This window comes from Klebsiella sp. 1SOBk5mer, assembly GCF_046603115.1.
GTDB lineage: Bacteria > Pseudomonadota > Gammaproteobacteria > Enterobacterales > Enterobacteriaceae > Klebsiella > Klebsiella quasipneumoniae.
On the sequence record NZ_JBKIUU010000004.1, the window covers coordinates 223,660 to 242,917 of the forward strand.

Consider the following 19,258-nt stretch of genomic DNA (forward strand, 5'->3'; position numbering starts at 1 on the left):
ACATGTTCGTGCGGTTTGCGGATTTTGTTGAATGGCTACGGGGCGAATGATGGTTGGTCTGGTAGCCCGGCTAAGGCGCAGCGCGCCGCAAGCCGGGATTCAGGCGAAGGATTATGCCATAGAGGTAGCCCGGACAGGTGCGCAGCACCGCCTCCGGGACTGTGGAGAGCTGGATTACGCCAGCTGCGCCTGCGCCCAGACGATACCGCTGGCGTATTCCGCTGGCAGCAGCGGCTTCAACGCTTCCAGCGTCGCGCTCAGACGGTCTGTATCGCTGTCGGTCAGGTTCAGGTGGCCGACTTTACGACCCTGGCGCACTTCTTTATCGTACCAGTGCAGGTGGACCAGCGGCAGCTTCAGCCAGTCGTAATTGAGATCGGTGCCGATCAGGTTGATCATCACCGACGGGCTGTTAACCACCGGCGGCGGCAGAGGAAGGTCGGTCATCGTTCGCAGATGCAGCTCAAACTGGCTGATGGAGGCGCCATTTTGCGTCCAGTGGCCGCTGTTGTGTACGCGCGGCGCCAGCTCGTTGATCAGCAGCCCCTCGGCGGTGACGAAGCACTCCATCGCCATCACGCCGACGTAGTTCAGCTCGTTCATGATCGCCGTCAGCATGCTTTCCGCTTGCTCCTGCTGGCGGGCATTGGCCTGCGGGAAGGCGACGCTGGCGCGCAGAATACCGTCCTGATGCAGGTTGCGGGTCAGCGGGTAGAAGACGGTGCTGCCGTCATGGGCGCGGGCGCCTACCAGCGACACTTCGCCGGAGAAGTTAATCCCCTGCTCGACGATGCACTCGCCGTAGTTATCGTCCGGTAGCTGATCGATCTCGTTTTCCCGCAGACGCCACTGGCCGCGGCCGTCGTAGCCGCCGACGCGACGCTTAACGATCGCCAGTTCGCCAAGGCGGGCAAACACCGCCGGCCACTCGCTTTTATCCGCCAGCAGCTGCCACGGGGCAGTGGCGAGGCCCAGCTTATCGAACAGCTGCTTTTGCGTCAGGCGATCGGCGATAATCGGGAAGACGTCGCGGTTGACGAACGCCGGGTGGCGTGCCAGCTCGCGGGTGAGGGCGGTTTCCGGCCAGCGTTCAATTTCTGCGGTGATGACGCTCTGCTGGAACGGCACCGCTTCCGGATCGGCTTCCAGCCCCACCGGCCAGACGGCGATACCCAGCGGCTCGCCGGCCTGGCGCAGCATACGGCCTAACTGGCCGTTACCGAGCACGCATACCTGTTTCATGCCGCACCCCGCGGGTCCGGGTTATCCAGCACTTCATCGGTTTGCGCCTGACGCCAGGCGCTCAGGCGCTGGTGGAGTTCAGCATCATGCTGGGCGAGGATCTGCGCGGCGAGCAGACCGGCGTTTGCAGCCCCGGCTTTGCCGATGGCCAGGGTACCGACCGGAATACCGCGCGGCATCTGCACAATGGAGTAGAGGCTGTCGACACCGCTTAAGGCCGCGCTCTGAACCGGTACGCCGAGCACCGGCACCAGGGTTTTCGCCGCAATCATGCCCGGCAGATGCGCCGCGCCGCCTGCCCCTGCAATAATCACCTGATAACCGTGGCTTTCGGCGCTTTCAGCGAAGCTGAACAGCTTATCGGGCGTGCGATGGGCGGAGACCACTTCGACATGGTACGGAACGTTCAGGGCATCAAGGATTTCTGCGGTAAACTGCATGGTAGCCCAGTCGCTTTTGGACCCCATCACGATGGCGATACGCGCCGAATTATTGCGGGAAGACATGCGTCTTAAAACTCCTGTGGGTGTGTTTCACACTGCTTTAGAGGCCACAGAGAATAGCATGAACTGCCGGCAAGGAAAACGGTTGCGTGCGCATGGTTAGCCGTCTTTTGTCTCGCTTATCGAGGACGGCGATCGCGGCTTATCGACACTTCTCTCATTCATGATACAGGTGATAAGCAGCACGAGCCCCCAGGGGAGCATCAGGATGCCCATCATCAGTAAAAAGATCTGTACTGACCGGCTCTCGTGAGGGCGGGTGCAGAGCAAATAAATGGCATAGAAATAGATGGCCCACGCCAGCAGGGCGCACCAGACAAACGTCAGCGTGTTGCCGAGAGTGACGCCGATTAAGGCGATATAGCTTATCCCTAACGGATTGAGGAGCGCGATGATCATTCCCCAGATCAGCGGCTGGCTCCACTTTTTCCTGTTCATGCTCGTTCCTTGAGAGTGATGTCGAGGAAGACTAGCATGCGGAATGCCGGGAGGCGCATACCTCCGCCCGGGCAAAAGGCGGTTTCGGAATTATGCTCGCGCAGGAATTAGAACGGAAAGTGGATCAGTTCGACGTCGTCCGGCGTCACCTTGACCATCGATCCTTCGCTGTGCCAGGCGCCGAGCACCACGCGCCATGCGGGCTGGCCGTTGGCCTGCAGGTCATGGACCGCCGGGCGATGGGTATGGCCGTGGATCAGCCACTGCACGTGATGCCGCTCCATCGCGTCAACCACCGCCTGCGGATTCACATCCATAATTTCCATTGATTTGCTGCTGTTGGCGGCTTTGCTGTCGGCGCGCATGCGGGCGGCGATACGGCGGCGGATAAACAGCGGCAGGGCCAGGAACAGGCGCTGGATCCACGGGGTGTGGACTTTCGCGCGAAACGCCAGATAGCCCAGGTCATCGGTGCACAGCGTGTCGCCATGCATAATCAAGACTTCACGGCCATAGAGGTTCAGTCGCTCTTCTTCGGCGAGCAGGAGCATCCCGCTCTGGCGGGCGAAGCGCTGGCCGACGAGAAAATCGCGGTTGCCGTGAATGAAGTAGCAGGGCACGCCGGCGTCGACGACGGCTTTGATTGCCGTAGCGATTTGCTGATGCAACGGGTTCGGATCGTCATCGCCGATCCATGCCTCGAACAGATCGCCAAGGATATATAGGGCGTCCGCCTGACGGGCTTCCCCCTGTAAAAAACGCAGAAAACCGGCGGTGATCGCCGGTTCTTCTGTTTGCAGGTGCAAATCTGCAATAAAAAGTGTCGCCACGAATTACTCGCTGACGGTGACGCTTTTGATGATCACATCGTCTTTCGGCACATCCTGGTGCATGCCGCTGCGGCCGGTGGCAACCGCTTTGATTTTATCAACCACGTCCATGCCTTCAACCACTTCCGCGAAGACGCAGTAGCCCCAGCCCTGCAGGCTTTCGCCGGAGAAGTTCAGGAAGTCGTTGTCAACCACGTTGATGAAGAACTGCGCGGTTGCAGAGTGCGGCGCCTGAGTACGGGCCATCGCCAGCGTGCCGCGGGTGTTTTTCAGACCGTTGTTCGCTTCGTTCTGAATCGGAGATTTGGTCGCTTTTTGTTTCATGCCAGGTTCAAAACCGCCGCCCTGAATCATGAAGCCGTTGATAACACGGTGGAAAATGGTGTTGTCGTAGAAACCTTCGCGGCAGTAGTCCAGGAAGTTTTTAACTGTTTCCGGCGCTTTGTCGTCAAACGTTTTGATTACGATATCGCCATGATTGGTGTGGAAAGTAACCATTTTTGCATCCTGTTCCGATGAGTGTGGTGCCAGCACCCGGTGTCGGGTGAGATATAGGGGGGTGTTATAGCATAACCGCGGGGGTCGATGCACCTTGCAATGTGTGCTGCGTCCTGTGTGAATTATGGGTATTATAGAGGCTTCATTACCCACACACGTCTACACGGAATCTTCGATGTTAAAAATTTTTAATACACTGACGCGCCAGAAAGAGGAATTTAAACCTATCCATGCCGGGGAAGTCGGCATGTACGTGTGTGGTATTACCGTTTACGATCTCTGTCACATCGGCCATGGGCGTACCTTCGTCTCCTTTGACGTTGTGGCGCGTTATCTGCGTTTTCTCGGCTATAAGCTGAAGTACGTGCGCAATATCACCGATATCGATGACAAAATCATTAAGCGCGCTAATGAAAACGGCGAAAGCTTTGTCGCGCTGGTCGATCGGATGATCGCCGAAATGCACAAGGATTTTGACGCCCTGAATATTTTGCGTCCCGACAGCGAGCCGCGCGCGACGCATCATATTGCGGAAATCATCGAGATTACCGAGCAGCTGATCGCCAAGGGCCATGCCTATGTGGCGGATAACGGCGACGTGATGTTCGATGTGCCGACGGACCCGAACTACGGTTTGCTGTCGCGTCAGGATCTCGATCAGCTGCAGGCGGGGGCGCGCGTCGACGTGGTTGACGTCAAGCGTAACCCGATGGACTTCGTTCTGTGGAAGATGTCGAAAGAGGGCGAGCCAAGCTGGCCGTCGCCGTGGGGCGCGGGCCGTCCGGGCTGGCATATCGAGTGCTCGGCGATGAACTGCAAACAGCTGGGCAACCATTTTGACATCCACGGCGGCGGTTCCGATCTGATGTTCCCGCATCACGAAAACGAAATCGCTCAGTCCACCTGCGCCCATGACGGCGAGTACGTTAACTACTGGATGCACTCCGGCATGGTGATGGTCGACCGCGAGAAGATGTCGAAATCGCTGGGCAACTTCTTTACCGTCCGCGACGTGCTGAAGTATTACGATGCGGAGACGATTCGCTACTTCCTGATGTCTGGCCACTATCGCAGCCAGCTGAACTACAGCGAAGAGAACCTCAAGCAGGCGCGCTCGGCGCTGGAGCGTCTGTACACCGCGCTGCGCGGGACCGACAAATCCGTCGAGGCGGCGGGCGGCGAAGCCTTCGAAGCACGCTTTATCGAGGCGATGGACGATGACTTCAACACCCCGGAAGCCTACTCGGTGCTGTTCGATATGGCGCGCGAAGTAAACCGCCTGAAAACCGAGGACGCGGCCGCGGCGAACGCCATGGCGGCCCACCTGCGTAAGCTTGCGTCGGTGCTGGGGCTGCTGGAGCAGGAGCCGGACGCCTTCCTGCAGAGCGGCGCGCAGGCTGACGACGCGGAAGTGGCGGAAATTGAATCGCTTATCCAGCAGCGTCTGGACGCGCGTAAAGCGAAAGACTGGGCGGCGGCGGATGCGGCGCGCGATCGTCTTAACGAGATGGGGATCGTGCTGGAAGATGGCCCGCAGGGCACCACCTGGCGCCGGAAGTAAGTCATAAAAAAACGCCCGCTTAAGCGGGCGTTTTCCTTTTCGCGGTTAGGCCGTGACGGTTACGCTCTGGCCTTCAAAGCTCACCGTCTGACCGGCGACGATTTTGCAGCGTTTGCGGGTTTCCACCGCGCCGTCGACTTTTACCAGCCCGTCGGCGATGGCGATCTTCGCCTGGGCGCCGCTTTCGCTCCAGCCTTCCAGCTTCAGCAGATCGCACAGCTCAACGTGCGGGTGTTTTCCTAAGGAAAATGTCGCCATCTCAGGCCTCCTCAACGTCGTGGTACTCTTCGCACGCCTGCAGCGTGTTCTGAATCAGGGTGGCGACGGTCATCGGGCCAACGCCGCCGGGCACCGGGGTGATGTAGGATGCGCGTTCAGCGGCATCTTCATACACCACGTCGCCGACCACTTTGCCGCTTTCCAGACGGTTAATGCCGACATCGACCACAATCGCCCCTTCTTTGATCCATTCGCCAGGAATAAAGCCCGGTTTACCCACCGCGACGATCAGCAGGTCGGCGTTTTCGACATGATGGCGCAGGTTTTTGGTAAAGCGGTGGGTGACGGTGGTGGTGCAGCCGGCCAGCAGCAGCTCCATGCTCATCGGGCGGCCGACGATATTGGACGCGCCAATGACCACCGCATTCAGGCCGTAGGTGTCGATATTGTAGCGCTCCAGCAGCGTCACGATACCGCGCGGGGTGCACGGACGCAGGCGCGGCGCCCGCTGGCACAGGCGGCCAACGTTGTAAGGATGGAAGCCGTCGACGTCTTTATCCGGCGCGATGCGCTCGAGAACTTTGACGTTATCGATCCCTGCCGGCAGGGGCAGCTGAACCAGAATACCGTCGATGGTCTTATCGGCATTCAGGGTGTCGATAAGCTCCAGCAGCTCGGCTTCGCTGGTGGTTTCCGGGAGATCGTAAGAGCGGGAGACGAAGCCCACTTCTTCACATGCTTTGCGCTTGCTGCCGACATAAATCTGCGAGGCCGGGTTGCTGCCGACCAGCACGACGGCCAGCCCAGGGGCGCGTTTTCCGGCCGCAACGCGAGCCTTCACTTTTTCCGCAACCTCAGAGCGTACCTGCTGCGCAATCGTTTTACCGTCAATAATTTTTGCTGCCATCAGAGAGAGGATTCCATCTGTATCTTTACGAAAGGGGGATGAGGATATTTTGTCAGAAGCCGGCCTCGCTGTCAGTCCTCGTTTGCTGTTTTATCCTGTCTGGGGCAAATTTAGCCGGTTTTTGACCCTTTTCATTGCATGGTTATTGGTGTATTGCGCCTGGCCACTCAGTCGATTTACTGGCGTAAGAGCCCCGGTGGTATGCTTCTTGTACAGTTGGCGGAGGATATTTCGCCAGCGTCGTATAAGCCCCGCAGTTTCCTGGCAAAATGGATTGACTCAACCGACGTGGACCGTATAATTCCAGGCGTTTCACTCCGCGAAGCACTCGCTTCTCAGGGCGCCCTTAGCTCAGCTGGATAGAGCAACGGCCTTCTAAGCCGTAGGTCACAGGTTCGAATCCTGTAGGGCGTGCCATTTAAAATCAACAACTTATAAACTACCTCCAGTCGCTGATTTTTCCTTGTGGGACATATTTGGGACATCTTCTGCAAAAATCGAGTCAATTTGACGCGCATGTTCCGTTAAATGATTAGGTGCCAGGTGAGCATATCGACGAACCATCTCAATGCTCTCCCAATCACCCATTTCCTGAAGAACAGAAAGTGGAACGCCTGATTGAATTAACCAACTGGCCCACGTATGCCTCAGGTCATGAAAACGAAAGTCTTCTATTCCGGCACGCTTGCATGCTGAGTTCCATGCTCTGTTATCATCAACTCGCATCTTCCTTATGGCTAGAGTTAATGAGCTATCCGGTCGATGCCAAGCCTTTGTGTGGACGAACACCCATTAATGATGGTTGCCTAACTGATCGCGCAGAACCTAACCGGCAGTATCATTGAGCGCTACGCCAATAGCGCGGTTTGATTTGCTGTCTTCTGGGTTAACGCTTTACCGGACGGATCCGGAAATGAGGGAGTTTACCGGAGTGAGCCAGGAATACCTTTCAGCAGGGGGAGATTTCTGCCGGGAGTTATCCCGATGCACCTGTGATCCCTGAAGATGGCCAACTGGTCGTGTGTCGAACCGCTGACGGAAAAGCATGGGAAACCGTCCCGGACCTGCGCGGGCAAACGGCATACGACAAGCAGACCCGTTGCGTTGTGACGGTCAGGTTTCCCGGTGCTCTTCCGGAGGGGCTTACACTTGAAGTTCCACTGACTGAATTTGACGTCTGGTACGGTGACAGATGGGTTACTGATGCCGATGCTCTGCATAGTGCAGAGGTGGCGGCCGCACAAACAGAACTTAACGCGAGGGTGAGGGAAGCAGAGACAGCCATCAGCCAGCTGGAGAGAGCCATAAAACTCGATATGGTTACCGGTGCGGAAAAGACGGAATTATCTGCTGGGAAAAATACAGCGTGTTACTGAGTCGTATCCACCCGGAGGATGCTTCAGAAATCAACTGGCCCATGAAACCAGCGCCCTAACGGTGAAGACTTTCAAAGTGCAACCTTGAATGTGAAGTCTGCGCCTCTCTGTCATTCTTTTGGAAGCCGGGTAAGAGAAGGGTTAAAGCATGATTATTCATCCTTTTAACATTCTTTCCACCCTGAAGGACCGGATTTACGGAGCAACAGATAAAATATTTCTGCTGAAGGTTTAAAAAGATAGACTTTGAATACTTACAATTAGTTTGAAAGGTTTTTTAAAAAAATAAAAAAACCCAGCGGTTGCACGCTGGGGAGTAAAATACTCAAAGTTGCATGATGTTACGCGAGACTGCGCGTCTCTAATCGATGGAAGAGCTGGTCAACTTCCATACCGTTTGCAAATGAGACTATATAATATTTAATAACCAGGAATCCACCCTTTTAAAAGTGAGTTTTGTACTACACGTGTAATCACTGCGGATTAAAGGGAGGCATTTTCGATATGCAGTAATAGCATTCGTTGTGTGAAGTAAATAATATTGGGTAGCGTACATCACTTTGCCGGAATGATTTTTAAAAACAGAGCCATAAAGGAGGTGCTGATAAAGAAATACAGTACTTCATAGCTGCTGCTACTGTCCGAAGGAAACGTAACAAGCAGGGAAAACAGGCGAGCCCTGGCCTGACGGCGAAAACCTAACAGCCCATACGATTACAGGTAAGTAAGAGGGCAAGGGCATTAACAGCAGAAAGTATAAACAGACTGGTCTGAGTTTCCAGAATCATAAGACAGAGACGGTTAGAACCGACAAACGCAGTTTTGAGTACCCGGTTACCGACTTCAGTACACCATTCCCTTTGGAAAATAACAAAAAAAACCCAGCAACAGGCTGGGTGGAGTAATTACCCTCATAAGGGGACGTCTATTTACAACACAATATGCAAATCTCAAGTTTTTGGAAAACTGCAGGGGGACTGACAGCCCCATCAGGATTGCGAGAGGGACTATACGGCATGAATTAGCCAGGAATCCACCCATTTAGATGTGCTATTTTTCTTGCATCTGTAATCTCGGACTGGAAGCCACCCGAGACAAAAAATTTAGCAAATATGTAGTGATCATTCGGGTGACATTCGAGCAGGCTAACGGGTTGCAACCAGTGCTACGTTATGGGCGCCGAAATTTATCCGAATATAACCTAAAAAATTGGTATGTATTTGAAACTACTGGTATAGGATTGCATCCTTTTTATTTTGAATTAATCACCAATAAAAATGTAATATATTGAAATTGTAGGTTTTTTTGCGATTGCTGCGAATACAGGAAACGTATTCGATCTCTATTTATCTGTATGTGTCTGCTTTCCTGATAGCCAGCAACATCCTGTCACTCAAATACCCACTGGCCTCTGGGTGTCCCGCTGACGACCGACGACATCCGGATCAGCAGCGGTACTGGCTCAGATGGCCAGACAGGGTCGAGCCTTCTGACGGGTAACGGTGGGGCATCGTATTTTGGCGGCGGTGGGCGGGCTGGGTCTCAGGCCAGTATTGCTGGCGCTGCTCCCGGCTCCGGCGGTGGTGGCGCGTATGACCTCGGGTTTACCAGCACGGCTTATACCGGTGGCGATGGCGCGGATGGCATCCTGATCCTGGAATAATTTGCATAATGGGGCGGGGTGAGACGGTTTTGGGACAATCATAGTTTCTTAACTGTTTTCATCTCTTTCTATCTTTTCGCATCATGGGACGTGTGAGCGCAGGAATGACGCGGTAAGTATATGAATTAGCGTATTGTTCCAGGAGCTTCTAAGCCGTAGGTCACAGGTTCGAATCCTGGAGGCGTGCCATTTTGAATCAAAACGTTATACCAATCTTCATCCAGACTATTTTCCTCTCTGTGTCGTCTTTGTGTCGCTGGCGGCAAAAATGGCGTCATTGTCTTGGAGCTAGCGTCTCACACGTTACTATCCTGGATAGCGATTTTCCGTAATCTGGTCGCCTTATTGATTAATTTCATTTTCTGAAAAATATTTCCTCTGCATTAAAATGTTTGCAGGCAAATAATAAACAGGCTAACACTCTTCATAACTTTAATTTATGCTACCGGGGCTAGGTATCGCATTTTAAGCTGGCGCGAATGACAGTTGCTAAAGATCAATATTCAATGCTTTTTGAAAGCATACCCTCGATGTTCATCTTCGACCTGGAAAGATCCAAATGAACATCAAATTCGTCACCATCTCCGTATTCGCTGTTGTGTTTGTCTTTGCATCAGATATTTCTATCGCCAAATCGAATGCCTTAAGCGATGATCAGGTCAGGCAAAGAATTATTGATGACTCTGTCGCATCCTACCCCGGCACCTGTGCCTGTCCCTTCAATACCGCGCGGAACGGCAGCTCGTGCGGTGGCCGCAGTGCCTGGAGCAAAGCGGGCGGGTATTCACCCATTTGCTACAAGAAAGAGGTAACAAAGGAGATGGTGAAGGCGTGGCGACAAGAGAATCAATGATAATAATTAATATCTGCGCCAGGTGATTATTTCCACTGGAATAGTCGTTTAAATAATATTAAATGATTATTTCGAATACGGCAGGCCATTTTCAGTGAGCACTGTTCTGTTAGAGGGGGGAGAGGCCACGGCGTATATTCTTTAACCTTGTGATATTTGACCCGAGCTAATCTATTTCCCCTCTCTGACAGTTTAAGTGCCCCGTATCCTGTTACGCAGAGCACGGGGTTACTTACACATAAGACACTTCCTCTTCTCACGACAAAACCGGTTTGGCGTGTTGTGTATGGGGACAGTCCCCATCACCGCAATCTGATAACAAAAAGTTTAATTTTTTTCCCCGCCGCGCTGACTATAGTTAGGGCACTTTCACTTGCCCAAAAGGTCACGATTATGAAATTAGTTATCGCCTCCGTAATTTCCCTGCTCAGCTTCAGCGCGCTGGCGGCGCCAGAGGGCACGCTCAGCGTACACATTCTTAATCAGCAAACCGGGCTCCCTTCGCCGGGGGTGCAGATTGAGCTGGATAAGCAGCAAGGGGAGAGCTGGCAGCATATCGCCACCGGCAAAACGGATGCCGATGGGCGGATTAAATCGCTCTATCCGCAGGCGGAAAATATGGAGCCGGGGGTGTATAAAGTGACGTTTAAAACTGGTGACTATTTTAAAAGCCAAAACATGAATACGTTCTTCCCGGTGGTTCCGGTTATTTTCAATGTCACAAAGCAAAATCAAAAACTGCATATCCCGCTGCTGCTCAGTCAGTACGGATACTCTACCTACCGCGGCAGCTGATAACTCAAGCCGTTATCCAGCCAACGCCTGCGCGTCTCCCGCAGGCGTCACCCTTTCCCCGCACAACGACGCCCACGCCTAACGCTTGGTCTCTTTCTCTTTAAAATGGTTAACGGCTTCGTCGTACATCGCCAGCAGGCCGGAAATATCGCCTTCATATTGCGGCACGCGCTGGGCGCGAACGAGCTCAATTATCAGCGCATAGGCTGCTTCTTCCGGGGCCGCATGTGGGTTGATCAGTCCAGACATATCACCTCCTTAACAGTGGGCCTTTAGCCTACCCCTCGCCGGGAAACCGCAACAGCCTGATATGCGACCAGTACTTCTTGTATGACTCTGCTGAAACTTCAGAGGCGAAGACCACGGCGGAAATCCATTGAATGAGGCGTTATCCAGGCCACTGGCGTGGCGGTTAGCGCTGCGTCTATACCGGCAGCAGGCTCATCATCAGCCAGGCGATAGCGATGCAGATGAGGGTCATCGACAGCACAAAATTCATGGTAGCTCCTCTTCATCCTTTCTTTACTCAGCGTAAATTTTGACAGCGCTGATCGCCTTTATCCTTGGCGATTTGTGCCGCTATCCAGCGGTGGGGTGGGGAAAGACGGCCTGTTTCCCCGGGAAGGCCAGCAAAATATCCTCTTTGTCAGCGTTATAGTGATGACATCAATGAATAAGCTGCATCACATTGGTTATGTTGGTCTTTCCGCCTGAAGAATGACTTCAGGTCGCTGATAAGCTGCTGGGGGAACTGACAGGATGAGCACCACACCGTTAACGCTTTCTATTGCCGGGCAACCGACGCCCATCACCCTGCCGCAGGTGCCGGGAAGCCGGGGCCATGTGGGGGTCGACATACGCGAGCTGAATCAGTCCGGATTCTGCAGCTACGACCCCGGCTTCGCCAACACCGCCGGATGCCAGTCGGCGATCTCGTGGATCGATACGGAAAACAGCGTGCTGCTGCACCGCGGCTATCCGGTGGACCAGCTGGCCCGCCAGTGTGATTTTCTCGAGGTGGCGTACATTATGCTGCGGGGCGACGCGCCGGATGAGGCCAGCTATCAAACGTTTCGCGAAACCATCACCCGCCATACCCTGGTGCATGAGCAGATAGCCCGCATGTGCAGCGGCTTTCGTCGCGATTCGCACCCGATGGCGCTGATGTGCGCCCTGGTGGGGGCGCTGGCGGCGTTTTATCATGATGTCCTGGATGTGGAAAATCCGGAGCACCGGGCGCTGGCCGCCACGCGGCTGCTGTCGAAAATGCCCACTATCGCCGCCATGAGCTACAAGTACACCATTGAACAACCCGCCGCGTATCCGCGCAACGATCTCTCCTATGCCGGCAATTTCCTACAGATGCTGTTTGCTATCCCGGCCGAGAAGTACGTCCTCAATCCGGTCATCGAACAGGCGATGAACCAGATCCTGGTCCTGCATGCCGATCACGGGCAGTGCGCCTCCACCACCACGGTGCGCGCGGCGGGCTCCTCCGGGGCGAACTTATTCGCCTGCGTCGCCGCCGGGCTAGCGTCGCTGTGGGGACCGATGCACGGCGGCGCCAATGAGTCGAGCATGCGGATGCTGGAAGAGATTGAAAGCGTCGATCAGGTTCCAGCGTTTCTGCGTCAGGCAAAACGCGACCCGCAGGCATTTCGCCGCCTCGGTTTTGGCAACTCACGCTACCGTCACCGCGACCCGCGCGCCGATATCCTGCGTGAAACCAGCCATCGGGTACTGGCGGAGGTAGGAATGTCCGACCGTCTGCTGCAGGTGGCGATGGCCCTTGAGGACGTGGCGCTGACCGACCCCTACTTTGTGGAAAATGGCCTGTCGCCGAGCGTGGATTTTTATACCGCGGTGATCCTCAAGGCGATGAATCTGCCTTCGGCGATGTTTGCGGTGGTCACTGCCGTCGGACGGACGGTCGGCTGGGTGGCGCACTGGAACGAGATGCACCAGGCGCCGCTGACCATCTACCGGCCACGGCAGATTTATGTTGGCGAGGACTATCGGAATTACGTCTCACGGCGCGGCGAGCCGCCGACCGGCTCGCGTTGACAGCGGGCGAGGCGAACGCCAGCGCGACCTTCGTGGTGACCTATAACTGATCGGCCTGACGGCGCGGCGCCGTCAGGCATGCGCCAGTAAAGGAAACATCAACTTCCTGTCTTTAAACAGGTTTTCCTTGTGGTCATAGACAAAGAGGATATCTTCTCCCTCAATCTTCTCGTACTCGCCGAGCCGGTCTTCATTGGGGGTAAAACCGAGGATGGCCTGGTAAACATGGTCATCGGCCAGCTCGTTGACCAGCGTCGACAGGCTTTTGCCCGTGTCGCAGAACAGGTCAAAGCAAATCAGCACCGGGCCGTTTTGCATGGCGATAACCACCGCCTCATTTTTTGCCGAATAGTAAACGAAATGCTTCATAAAGGCGGAGCAGTAAAACATCAGCAGGCCAAAGTTGTGCTCCACCCGCAGCGGTGAGAACGGGTTGGATTTTTCATAGTAATGGCGGAGCAGGGCGACATCGTCAGCGCGGTCCATATCCAGTTTGCGAAAATCACCGGCGCGCGGAGAGACCGGCATAATATATTGATGCTCTTCGCTGCGGGTGAAACCAAATTTGGGGTAAAAATCCACCGTAGTGGGATTGGCAAATAAAAAGAAGGCGTCTGCCTCCTGCTGCCAGTCCTGCAGGATGTGATGGATAAGCTGACCGGCTAGTCCCTTATTACGGTGGTCCGGTTCGGTCATCACGGTGCCAATCTGAATATAACGCCGGGGTTCGCCCTGCCAGCGCAGATCGATGATGTTGGCCGAGGCGTTAGCGATAATTTTATTACGTTCGACAAAGGCGTAGGGGATATAGGCGTCAGTCCAGTAACCTTGTTGATACCACTCTTCAAAAGACAGGTCGAAAGTCTTAACGGCAAGGTCAATGAAGCTTTTTCTTAATGTGTTATTTTCTCTGACTTGCTTCACTAATTGATAATTCATTGTCATAGTTCCTTCTCACTATGGCTTCTGAAAGCGACGACGTCGGCAAAGGCACTTGCGTCGAATGAGCGCTGTAAACGTAGCATATCTGGGAAAAGGATCCGCATTGGTGATGCTTAACCTTTGCCCGAGTCACAAATAACCGCATGCTGGCCATGTTAGACCGGGCGAAACGGCCTGTTTGCGTTGGCTATCGCCATAATAAAGCGTGAGTAAAAAAGGCTTTGGGCGAGAGGCTGAGGATAAGACACTGGCGATTTTATCGGCAATCGGCCGCGTCGTAGAGGTTAGGTGTATTTATTTATGCACAAATCAGGAAATTTTACGCTAAGTGTCTAATACGAGAGTAACCCCAGCGCAAGGGCTGAAATTATCATGGAATCGGCTTATAATAACGCGCTTTGTGACTGAGTATTACCGCACGAATTGGAAAAATATAACCTGCAGGATCCGCTACTTTATTTCGCGATTTTTGCTCAGCTATTATTGAGTGAATTAACAGGATTACTATGTCAAATTTACCCAAATTTTCCCGCGCGCTATTGCACCCGCGTTACTGGCTATTATGGCTGGGAATTGGCTTGTTATGGCTGCTGGTGCAATTACCGTATCCGGTGATCTACCGACTGGGCACGGCGCTCGGGCGGCTGGCAATGCGGGTGATGAAAAGTCGCGCGCGGATTGCCAGACGTAATCTGGAACTCTGTTTTCCCGCGATGAGCGTCGCCGAGCGTGAGGCGCTGCTGGTGAAAAACTTTGAATCGCTGGGCATGGGGCTGATGGAGACCGGCATGGCCTGGTTCTGGCCGACGCACCGGGTGGCGCGCTGGACCGAGACCAGCGGCGTGAACGAGGTGGTCGACCTCCTCGAACAAAAGCAGGGCATCTTACTGATCGGCATTCATTTTCTCACCCTCGAGATGGGGGCGCGGATGTATGGCATGTTTACCCCGGGCATCGGCGTCTACCGGCCCAATGATAACCCGCTGATTGACTGGCTGCAGACCTGGGGACGCTTGCGCTCGAACAAGACCATGCTGGATCGAAAAAATCTGAAAGGGATGGTCAGGGCGCTGAAAGAGGGGGAGATCCTCTGGTACGCGCCGGATCATGATTACGGCCCGGCCAGCAGCGTTTTTGCACCGCTGTTTGCCGTCGAGCAGGCGGCGACCACCACCGGCACCTGGATGCTGGCGAAAATGTCCGGGGCGACGATTGTGCCGTTTGTTCCCCGACGCAAGCCCAACGGTAGGGGATATGAGTTGATCTCCCTGACGCCGGAGCGCACGCCGCCGCTGGCAAGCGCCGAGGTGACGGCGGCGTGGATGAACCAGATTATCGAACAGTGCATCCTGATGGCGCCCGAGCAATATATGTGGCTGCACCGGCGTTTTAAGACCCGCCCGGAAGGGGTACCGCCGCGTTACTAAACGCTGCGGCCGAAAAATCAGCGCATCGGTAGCACGCTTAGTAAATCGCCGTCTATACTGAAAGGGCCTGACTGAAGGCCTATTCCAAGGAGATTTTAGGATGAAAAAAGTGATAGTCGCGTTAGCCCTTTCAGCCGTTGCATTTGGCGCCTCCGCCGCGCAGTTGATCACCAAAGAAGAAGTGAAACACTTCAAACTGACCAAGGTCGGACCGATCTCGGTGGGGCCGTCCGGCGGTGAGTTCTCTTCGCCCTCCGATCTGCACGATCAGCTCTCTAAGCTGGCCGATGAGAAAGGCGGAAAGTACTACGTGATTACTGCTGCGCGTGAGCATGGCCCTAACTTTGAAGCCACAGCGGAAGTGTATAAATAATCGATTGTGCCGCTGCCGTAACGGCACGCCACTGACTGAGCCTGGAGCGCGTTACGCCTCCGGGCTTATTTTTTTTCCGCCGCCCGCGTTCCACCGGCTAAGCGACAGCGAAAACGCATTTTTATCGCTATATATAGTTTTGATGATCACGATGTTAATGAAATATTGCTTTTTATTGTCGCTAAAAGGCGAATTCCAGCCTAATGCCTGAGGGAGTGACCCCTGGCAAAAATAGGTAGGACAAATGTGTTATCATCGCGCCTTTCCCTTTTTGTCTGGGGCTTTCTTGTATGCTACAACCTGTTGTTCGCGTCGGTGAATGGCTGGTAACCCCCTCTGTAAACCAAATCAGCAGGAAGGGGCGCCAGCTTACCCTTGAACCGCGTTTAATCGACCTTCTGGTCTTTTTTGCTCGCCATCCGGGGGAAGTGCTTAGCCGGGACGAGCTTATCGAAAACGTCTGGACCCGGAACGTTGTGACCAGCCACGTCGTCACGCAGAGTATTTCCGAACTGCGCAAGTCGCTCAAAGACGGCGACGACGTTAGCCTTGAGTATATCGCGACGGTACCCAAACGGGGGTATAAGCTCACGGTGCCGGTGATCTGGTGCACCGAAGAGGGGGAGGAACTCGCCCCGCAGATGGAGGCGCTGACGCCTTCGCCATCGGTCGCCGCTCCCGCGCCGCCGGCTGCCGGTGCGCCGCCGGACGCGCCCGTCTCCACCGCCGATCCCGCCGCGCCAGCTCCCGCGCCGACAGGTGCCAGCGCGCCGTCAGTGCGTAAACGGCTCACCACCGCCCTGGTGTGGGGGCTGTTTCTGCTGGCGCTGGGCACCTGCGTGGCGCTGGTGGCGCTGTCGAGCATGGAATCGCGGCCGCCGGTCAACAAGGCGCGCCTGCTACTCAACCCGCGCGATATCGATATCCACCTGGTCAATGGTAACTCCTGCACCAACTGGTCTTCGCAGCACTCCTACGCGGTCGGCCTGGCCAGCCTGATCACCACCTCGCTGAACACCTTCTCGACCTTTATGGTGCATGACAAAACAGACTACAACATCAATGAGCCAAGCAGTTCCGGTAAAACGCTGACCATTGAATTCGTCAATCAGCGCCACTACCGGGCGCAGCAATGCTTTATGTCGGTCCAGCTGGTGGATAACGCCGACAGCTCGACGATGCTCGATAAGCGCTACTTTGTGACCAATGACAACCAGCTCACCATCCAGAACGATCTGATGAACAGCCTGTCGGACGCGCTGGCGCAGCCGTGGCCGGCGCGAATGCAGGCGATGCTCAGGCAATATCAGCCCTCGCAAAGCGTGGCGTTAACCTATTTCTACCAGTCGCATCAGCTGTTAATGAAGGGCGATGTTGACTCATTAAGCAAGGCCAGCAGCCTGCTGGATGATGTGATTAAGCGGGCGCCTGATTTTATTTACGCGTATGCCGAAAAAACGCTGGTGGATGTATTACGCCATTCGCAACAGCCGCTGGATGATAAACAGCTGGCAGCCCTTTACAGCGAAGTTGAGCGGGTAGGGGAGATGCCGGGTATAAAAGATATGGCGATTTATTATCAAATAAACGCAGTGGATTTGCTGGGGAAAGGAAAAGTTGACGAAGCGAACACAGCGATTAACCATGCGATCGATTTAGAGATGTCGTGGCTGAATTATGTGCTATTAGGCAAAGTCTATGAGATGAAAGGTGAGAACCGGCTGGCAGCGGATTCTTACATTACGGCGTTTAATTTACGACCCGGTGGCGACACATTGTACTGGATTGAAAACGGAGTTTTCCAGACGTCGGTCAACCGGGTTGTTCCGTATCTCGATAATTTCCTCTCTTCAGAATAAGTAAACCCTCATCATGTGAAAGGTTTTTGGCATGGTGAGGTTAAATTTATGTTTCTCATGAAGCCTCCTGTTGTTATTTATATTTAGCATTCAGGAGGCTTTGAATAACAGTTCAGTAACACATCACATCTCATCTAAGTTCATGTAAAACAACAATGTTTATCTTTTTCTGACACCCTGTTGTCATGTTTATATGTTAAGCGAAAAAGGTCAAAATATCATTTGTCTGATGTTTGTTGTTATTTCACTTTATCTTTAGGACTTATCTCGTACAAATCAGTAATCTTGTTGGCAGTTGGTCGGGTCAATTAATGGTTCTGTATCATGATCTGTACCTCCCAAATAAACTTAGGAGAAAAACAACCATGAGTTCTGCCAAGAAGATCGGGCTATTTGCCTGTACCGGTGTCGTCGCCGGTAATATGATGGGGAGCGGTATTGCATTATTACCTGCGAACCTGGCCAGCATCGGTGGTATTGCCATTTGGGGCTGGGTAATTTCAATTATTGGTGCGATGTCTCTGGCTTATGTTTATGCCCGACTGGCCACTAAAAACCCGCAGCAGGGTGGTCCCATTGCTTACGCAGGGGAAATATCTCCGGCATTCGGTTTCCAGACCGGTGTACTTTATTATCACGCAAACTGGATTGGTAACCTGGCTATCGGGATTACCGCAGTTTCTTATCTGTCTACGTTCTTCCCTATTTTAAATAACCCGGTGCCAGCAGGGATTGCCTGTATTGCCATCGTGTGGATCTTTACTTTCGTTAATATGCTCGGCGGGACCTGGGTCAGCCGTCTGACCACCATTGGTCTGGTGTTGGTGCTTATTCCGGTAGTCATGACCGCGGTCGTCGGCTGGCACTGGTTTGATGTCGCTACCTATCAGGCGAACTGGAACACCTCCAGCACCACCGATAGCCACGCGGTCATCAAAAGTATCCTGCTCTGCCTGTGGGCCTTCGTTGGCGTAGAATCCGCCGCCGTGAGTACCGGGATGGTGAAAAACCCGAAACGTACCGTGCCGCTGGCCACCATGCTGGGTACCGCGATGGCCGGTATCGTCTACATCGCCGCGACTCAGGTTATCGCCGGTATGTATCCTGCTTCTCAGATGGCAGCGTCCGGTGCGCCGTTCGCGATTAGCGCCTCCACCATCCTCGGCGGCTGGGCTGCGCCGATGGTATCCGCTTTCACCGCCTTCGCCTGCCTGACGTCTCTGGGCTCGTGGATGATGCTGGTTGGCCAGGCGGGTGTGCGTGCCGCCAACGATGGCAACTTCCCGAAAGTGTATGGCGAAGTCGATAGCAACGGTATCCCGAAAAAAGGCCTGCTGCTGGCCGCGGTGAAAATGACCGCGCTGATGGTGCTGATTACCCTGATGAACTCCGCCGGTGGTAAAGCCTCTGACCTGTTCGGCGAACTGACCGGTATCGCAGTACTGCTGACCATGCTGCCTTACTTCTACTCCTGTGTTGACCTGATTCGTTTCGAAGGCATCAACATCCGTAACTTCGTCAGCCTGATTTGTTCGGTACTGGGTTGCGTGTTCTGCTTCATCGCGCTGATGGGCGCAAGCTCCTTCGAACTGGCCGGCACCTTTATCGTTAGCCTGATTATCCTGATGTTCTACGGTCGCAAAATGCACCAGCGCCAGAGCAACGCATCGGATAGCAACAGCCCCGCTAACGCGCACTAATCAGTAAC

General features: G+C 54.2%; 19 protein-coding genes, 1 tRNA gene and 2 pseudogenes. 12 read left to right on the forward strand and 10 right to left on the reverse strand.

Translation table 11 applies throughout. The annotated features are described in order from the left end of the window. Positions 1–174 precede the first annotated feature (174 nt). The 5 genes from purK to ppiB all read right to left on the reverse strand — a co-directional run bounded on the left by purK (position 175) and on the right by ppiB (position 3,511). Positions 175–1,242 carry a 5-(carboxyamino)imidazole ribonucleotide synthase gene (purK, locus tag ACLH1U_RS12080; RefSeq protein ID WP_411299265.1) on the reverse strand — a complete coding sequence of 356 codons (1,068 nt, stop codon included), beginning with the start codon at positions 1,240–1,242 and terminating at the stop codon, positions 175–177. Next, positions 1,239–1,748: a 5-(carboxyamino)imidazole ribonucleotide mutase gene (gene purE, locus ACLH1U_RS12085; RefSeq protein WP_004151322.1), complete on the reverse strand. Its 510-nt coding sequence runs from the start codon at positions 1,746–1,748 to the stop codon at positions 1,239–1,241. The genes purK and purE overlap by 4 nt, the downstream gene beginning before the upstream one ends. Positions 1,749–1,844: 96 nt before the next feature. After that, complete coding sequence (locus ACLH1U_RS12090) at positions 1,845–2,183, reverse strand: hypothetical protein (RefSeq protein WP_032454271.1); 339 nt, start codon at positions 2,181–2,183, stop codon at positions 1,845–1,847. A 107-nt stretch (positions 2,184–2,290) separates the two neighbouring features. Beyond that, entirely contained in the window at positions 2,291–3,013 is a 723-nt protein-coding gene (gene lpxH, locus ACLH1U_RS12095) for a UDP-2,3-diacylglucosamine diphosphatase (RefSeq protein WP_372410007.1), read from the reverse strand. Between the two features lie 3 nt (positions 3,014–3,016). Continuing rightward, complete coding sequence (gene ppiB / locus ACLH1U_RS12100) at positions 3,017–3,511, reverse strand: peptidylprolyl isomerase B (RefSeq protein ID WP_004151319.1); 495 nt, start codon at positions 3,509–3,511, stop codon at positions 3,017–3,019. Positions 3,512–3,686: 175 nt separating this feature from the next. On the opposite strand from ppiB, the gene cysS reads away from it, so the two are divergent. Next, on the forward strand, positions 3,687–5,072 hold the full coding sequence (gene cysS, locus ACLH1U_RS12105; RefSeq protein WP_101992039.1) for a cysteine--tRNA ligase: 1,386 nt from the start codon (positions 3,687–3,689) through the stop codon (positions 5,070–5,072). Between the two features lie 45 nt (positions 5,073–5,117). Here cysS and ybcJ read toward each other — a convergent pair whose 3' ends face one another. Next, positions 5,118–5,330, reverse strand: coding sequence for a ribosome-associated protein YbcJ (gene ybcJ, locus ACLH1U_RS12110; protein WP_004143016.1), 213 nt, complete (start codon positions 5,328–5,330; stop codon positions 5,118–5,120). 1 nt (position 5,331) lies between these two features. Next, complete coding sequence (folD, locus tag ACLH1U_RS12115) at positions 5,332–6,198, reverse strand: bifunctional methylenetetrahydrofolate dehydrogenase/methenyltetrahydrofolate cyclohydrolase FolD (RefSeq protein ID WP_004143017.1); 867 nt, start codon at positions 6,196–6,198, stop codon at positions 5,332–5,334. Positions 6,199–6,538: 340 nt separating this feature from the next. Between folD and ACLH1U_RS12120 the strand changes: the two genes are divergently transcribed. Further along, positions 6,539–6,615: transfer RNA gene (locus tag ACLH1U_RS12120), tRNA-Arg, on the forward strand. A 15-nt stretch (positions 6,616–6,630) separates the two neighbouring features. On the opposite strand, the pseudogene ACLH1U_RS12125 reads toward ACLH1U_RS12120, so the two are convergent. Then, positions 6,631–7,089: pseudogene (locus ACLH1U_RS12125) on the reverse strand (tyrosine-type recombinase/integrase); the annotation flags it as partial. A 128-nt stretch (positions 7,090–7,217) separates the two neighbouring features. Between ACLH1U_RS12125 and ACLH1U_RS12130 the strand changes: the two are divergent. The 4 genes and pseudogenes from ACLH1U_RS12130 to uraH all read left to right on the forward strand — a co-directional run bounded on the left by ACLH1U_RS12130 (position 7,218) and on the right by uraH (position 10,885). Beyond that, a pseudogene (locus ACLH1U_RS12130) lies at positions 7,218–7,633 on the forward strand (tail fiber assembly protein). A gap of 1,443 nt (positions 7,634–9,076) precedes the next feature. Further along, the gene (locus tag ACLH1U_RS12135) at positions 9,077–9,226 is read left to right on the forward strand and encodes a hypothetical protein (RefSeq protein ID WP_411299266.1); all 150 of its coding nucleotides are present in this window, start codon (positions 9,077–9,079) and stop codon (positions 9,224–9,226) included. A 570-nt stretch (positions 9,227–9,796) separates the two neighbouring features. Continuing rightward, positions 9,797–10,090, forward strand: coding sequence for a hypothetical protein (locus ACLH1U_RS12140; protein WP_048296911.1), 294 nt, complete (start codon positions 9,797–9,799; stop codon positions 10,088–10,090). 393 nt (positions 10,091–10,483) lie between these two features. Further along, entirely contained in the window at positions 10,484–10,885 is a 402-nt protein-coding gene (gene uraH, locus ACLH1U_RS12145) for a hydroxyisourate hydrolase (RefSeq protein ID WP_008805473.1), read from the forward strand. Positions 10,886–10,963: 78 nt separating this feature from the next. Here the strand turns inward: uraH and ACLH1U_RS12150 are convergent, their stop codons facing one another. Next, the gene (locus ACLH1U_RS12150; RefSeq protein WP_023288674.1) at positions 10,964–11,134 is read right to left on the reverse strand and encodes a hypothetical protein; all 171 of its coding nucleotides are present in this window, start codon (positions 11,132–11,134) and stop codon (positions 10,964–10,966) included. 324 nt (positions 11,135–11,458) lie between these two features. On the opposite strand from ACLH1U_RS12150, the gene ACLH1U_RS12155 reads away from it, so the two are divergent. Beyond that, positions 11,459–11,599, forward strand: coding sequence for a hypothetical protein (locus tag ACLH1U_RS12155; protein WP_032428644.1), 141 nt, complete (start codon positions 11,459–11,461; stop codon positions 11,597–11,599). Positions 11,600–11,644: 45 nt separating this feature from the next. Then, the gene (locus ACLH1U_RS12160) at positions 11,645–12,949 is read left to right on the forward strand and encodes a citrate synthase (RefSeq protein WP_101862666.1); all 1,305 of its coding nucleotides are present in this window, start codon (positions 11,645–11,647) and stop codon (positions 12,947–12,949) included. A 72-nt stretch (positions 12,950–13,021) separates the two neighbouring features. Here the strand turns inward: ACLH1U_RS12160 and ACLH1U_RS12165 are convergent, their stop codons facing one another. Beyond that, positions 13,022–13,888, reverse strand: coding sequence for a GNAT family N-acetyltransferase (locus ACLH1U_RS12165; RefSeq protein ID WP_023288676.1), 867 nt, complete (start codon positions 13,886–13,888; stop codon positions 13,022–13,024). Positions 13,889–14,397: 509 nt separating this feature from the next. Here ACLH1U_RS12165 and ACLH1U_RS12170 point away from each other — a divergent pair. From ACLH1U_RS12170 to cadB, 4 genes are all read left to right on the forward strand, one after another. Continuing rightward, positions 14,398–15,318 carry a Kdo(2)-lipid IV(A) acyltransferase gene (locus ACLH1U_RS12170; protein WP_023288677.1) on the forward strand — a complete coding sequence of 307 codons (921 nt, stop codon included), beginning with the start codon at positions 14,398–14,400 and terminating at the stop codon, positions 15,316–15,318. Positions 15,319–15,418: 100 nt separating this feature from the next. Then, on the forward strand, positions 15,419–15,691 hold the full coding sequence (locus tag ACLH1U_RS12175; RefSeq protein WP_002892402.1) for a DUF1471 domain-containing protein: 273 nt from the start codon (positions 15,419–15,421) through the stop codon (positions 15,689–15,691). 290 nt (positions 15,692–15,981) lie between these two features. Continuing rightward, the gene (gene cadC, locus ACLH1U_RS12180; protein ID WP_065805892.1) at positions 15,982–17,550 is read left to right on the forward strand and encodes a lysine decarboxylation/transport transcriptional activator CadC; all 1,569 of its coding nucleotides are present in this window, start codon (positions 15,982–15,984) and stop codon (positions 17,548–17,550) included. Between the two features lie 365 nt (positions 17,551–17,915). Beyond that, positions 17,916–19,250 (forward strand): cadaverine/lysine antiporter, encoded by a 1,335-nt coding sequence (cadB, locus tag ACLH1U_RS12185; protein ID WP_023288679.1) that lies wholly within the window; start codon positions 17,916–17,918, stop codon positions 19,248–19,250. The last annotated feature ends 8 nt before the right edge of the window (positions 19,251–19,258 follow it).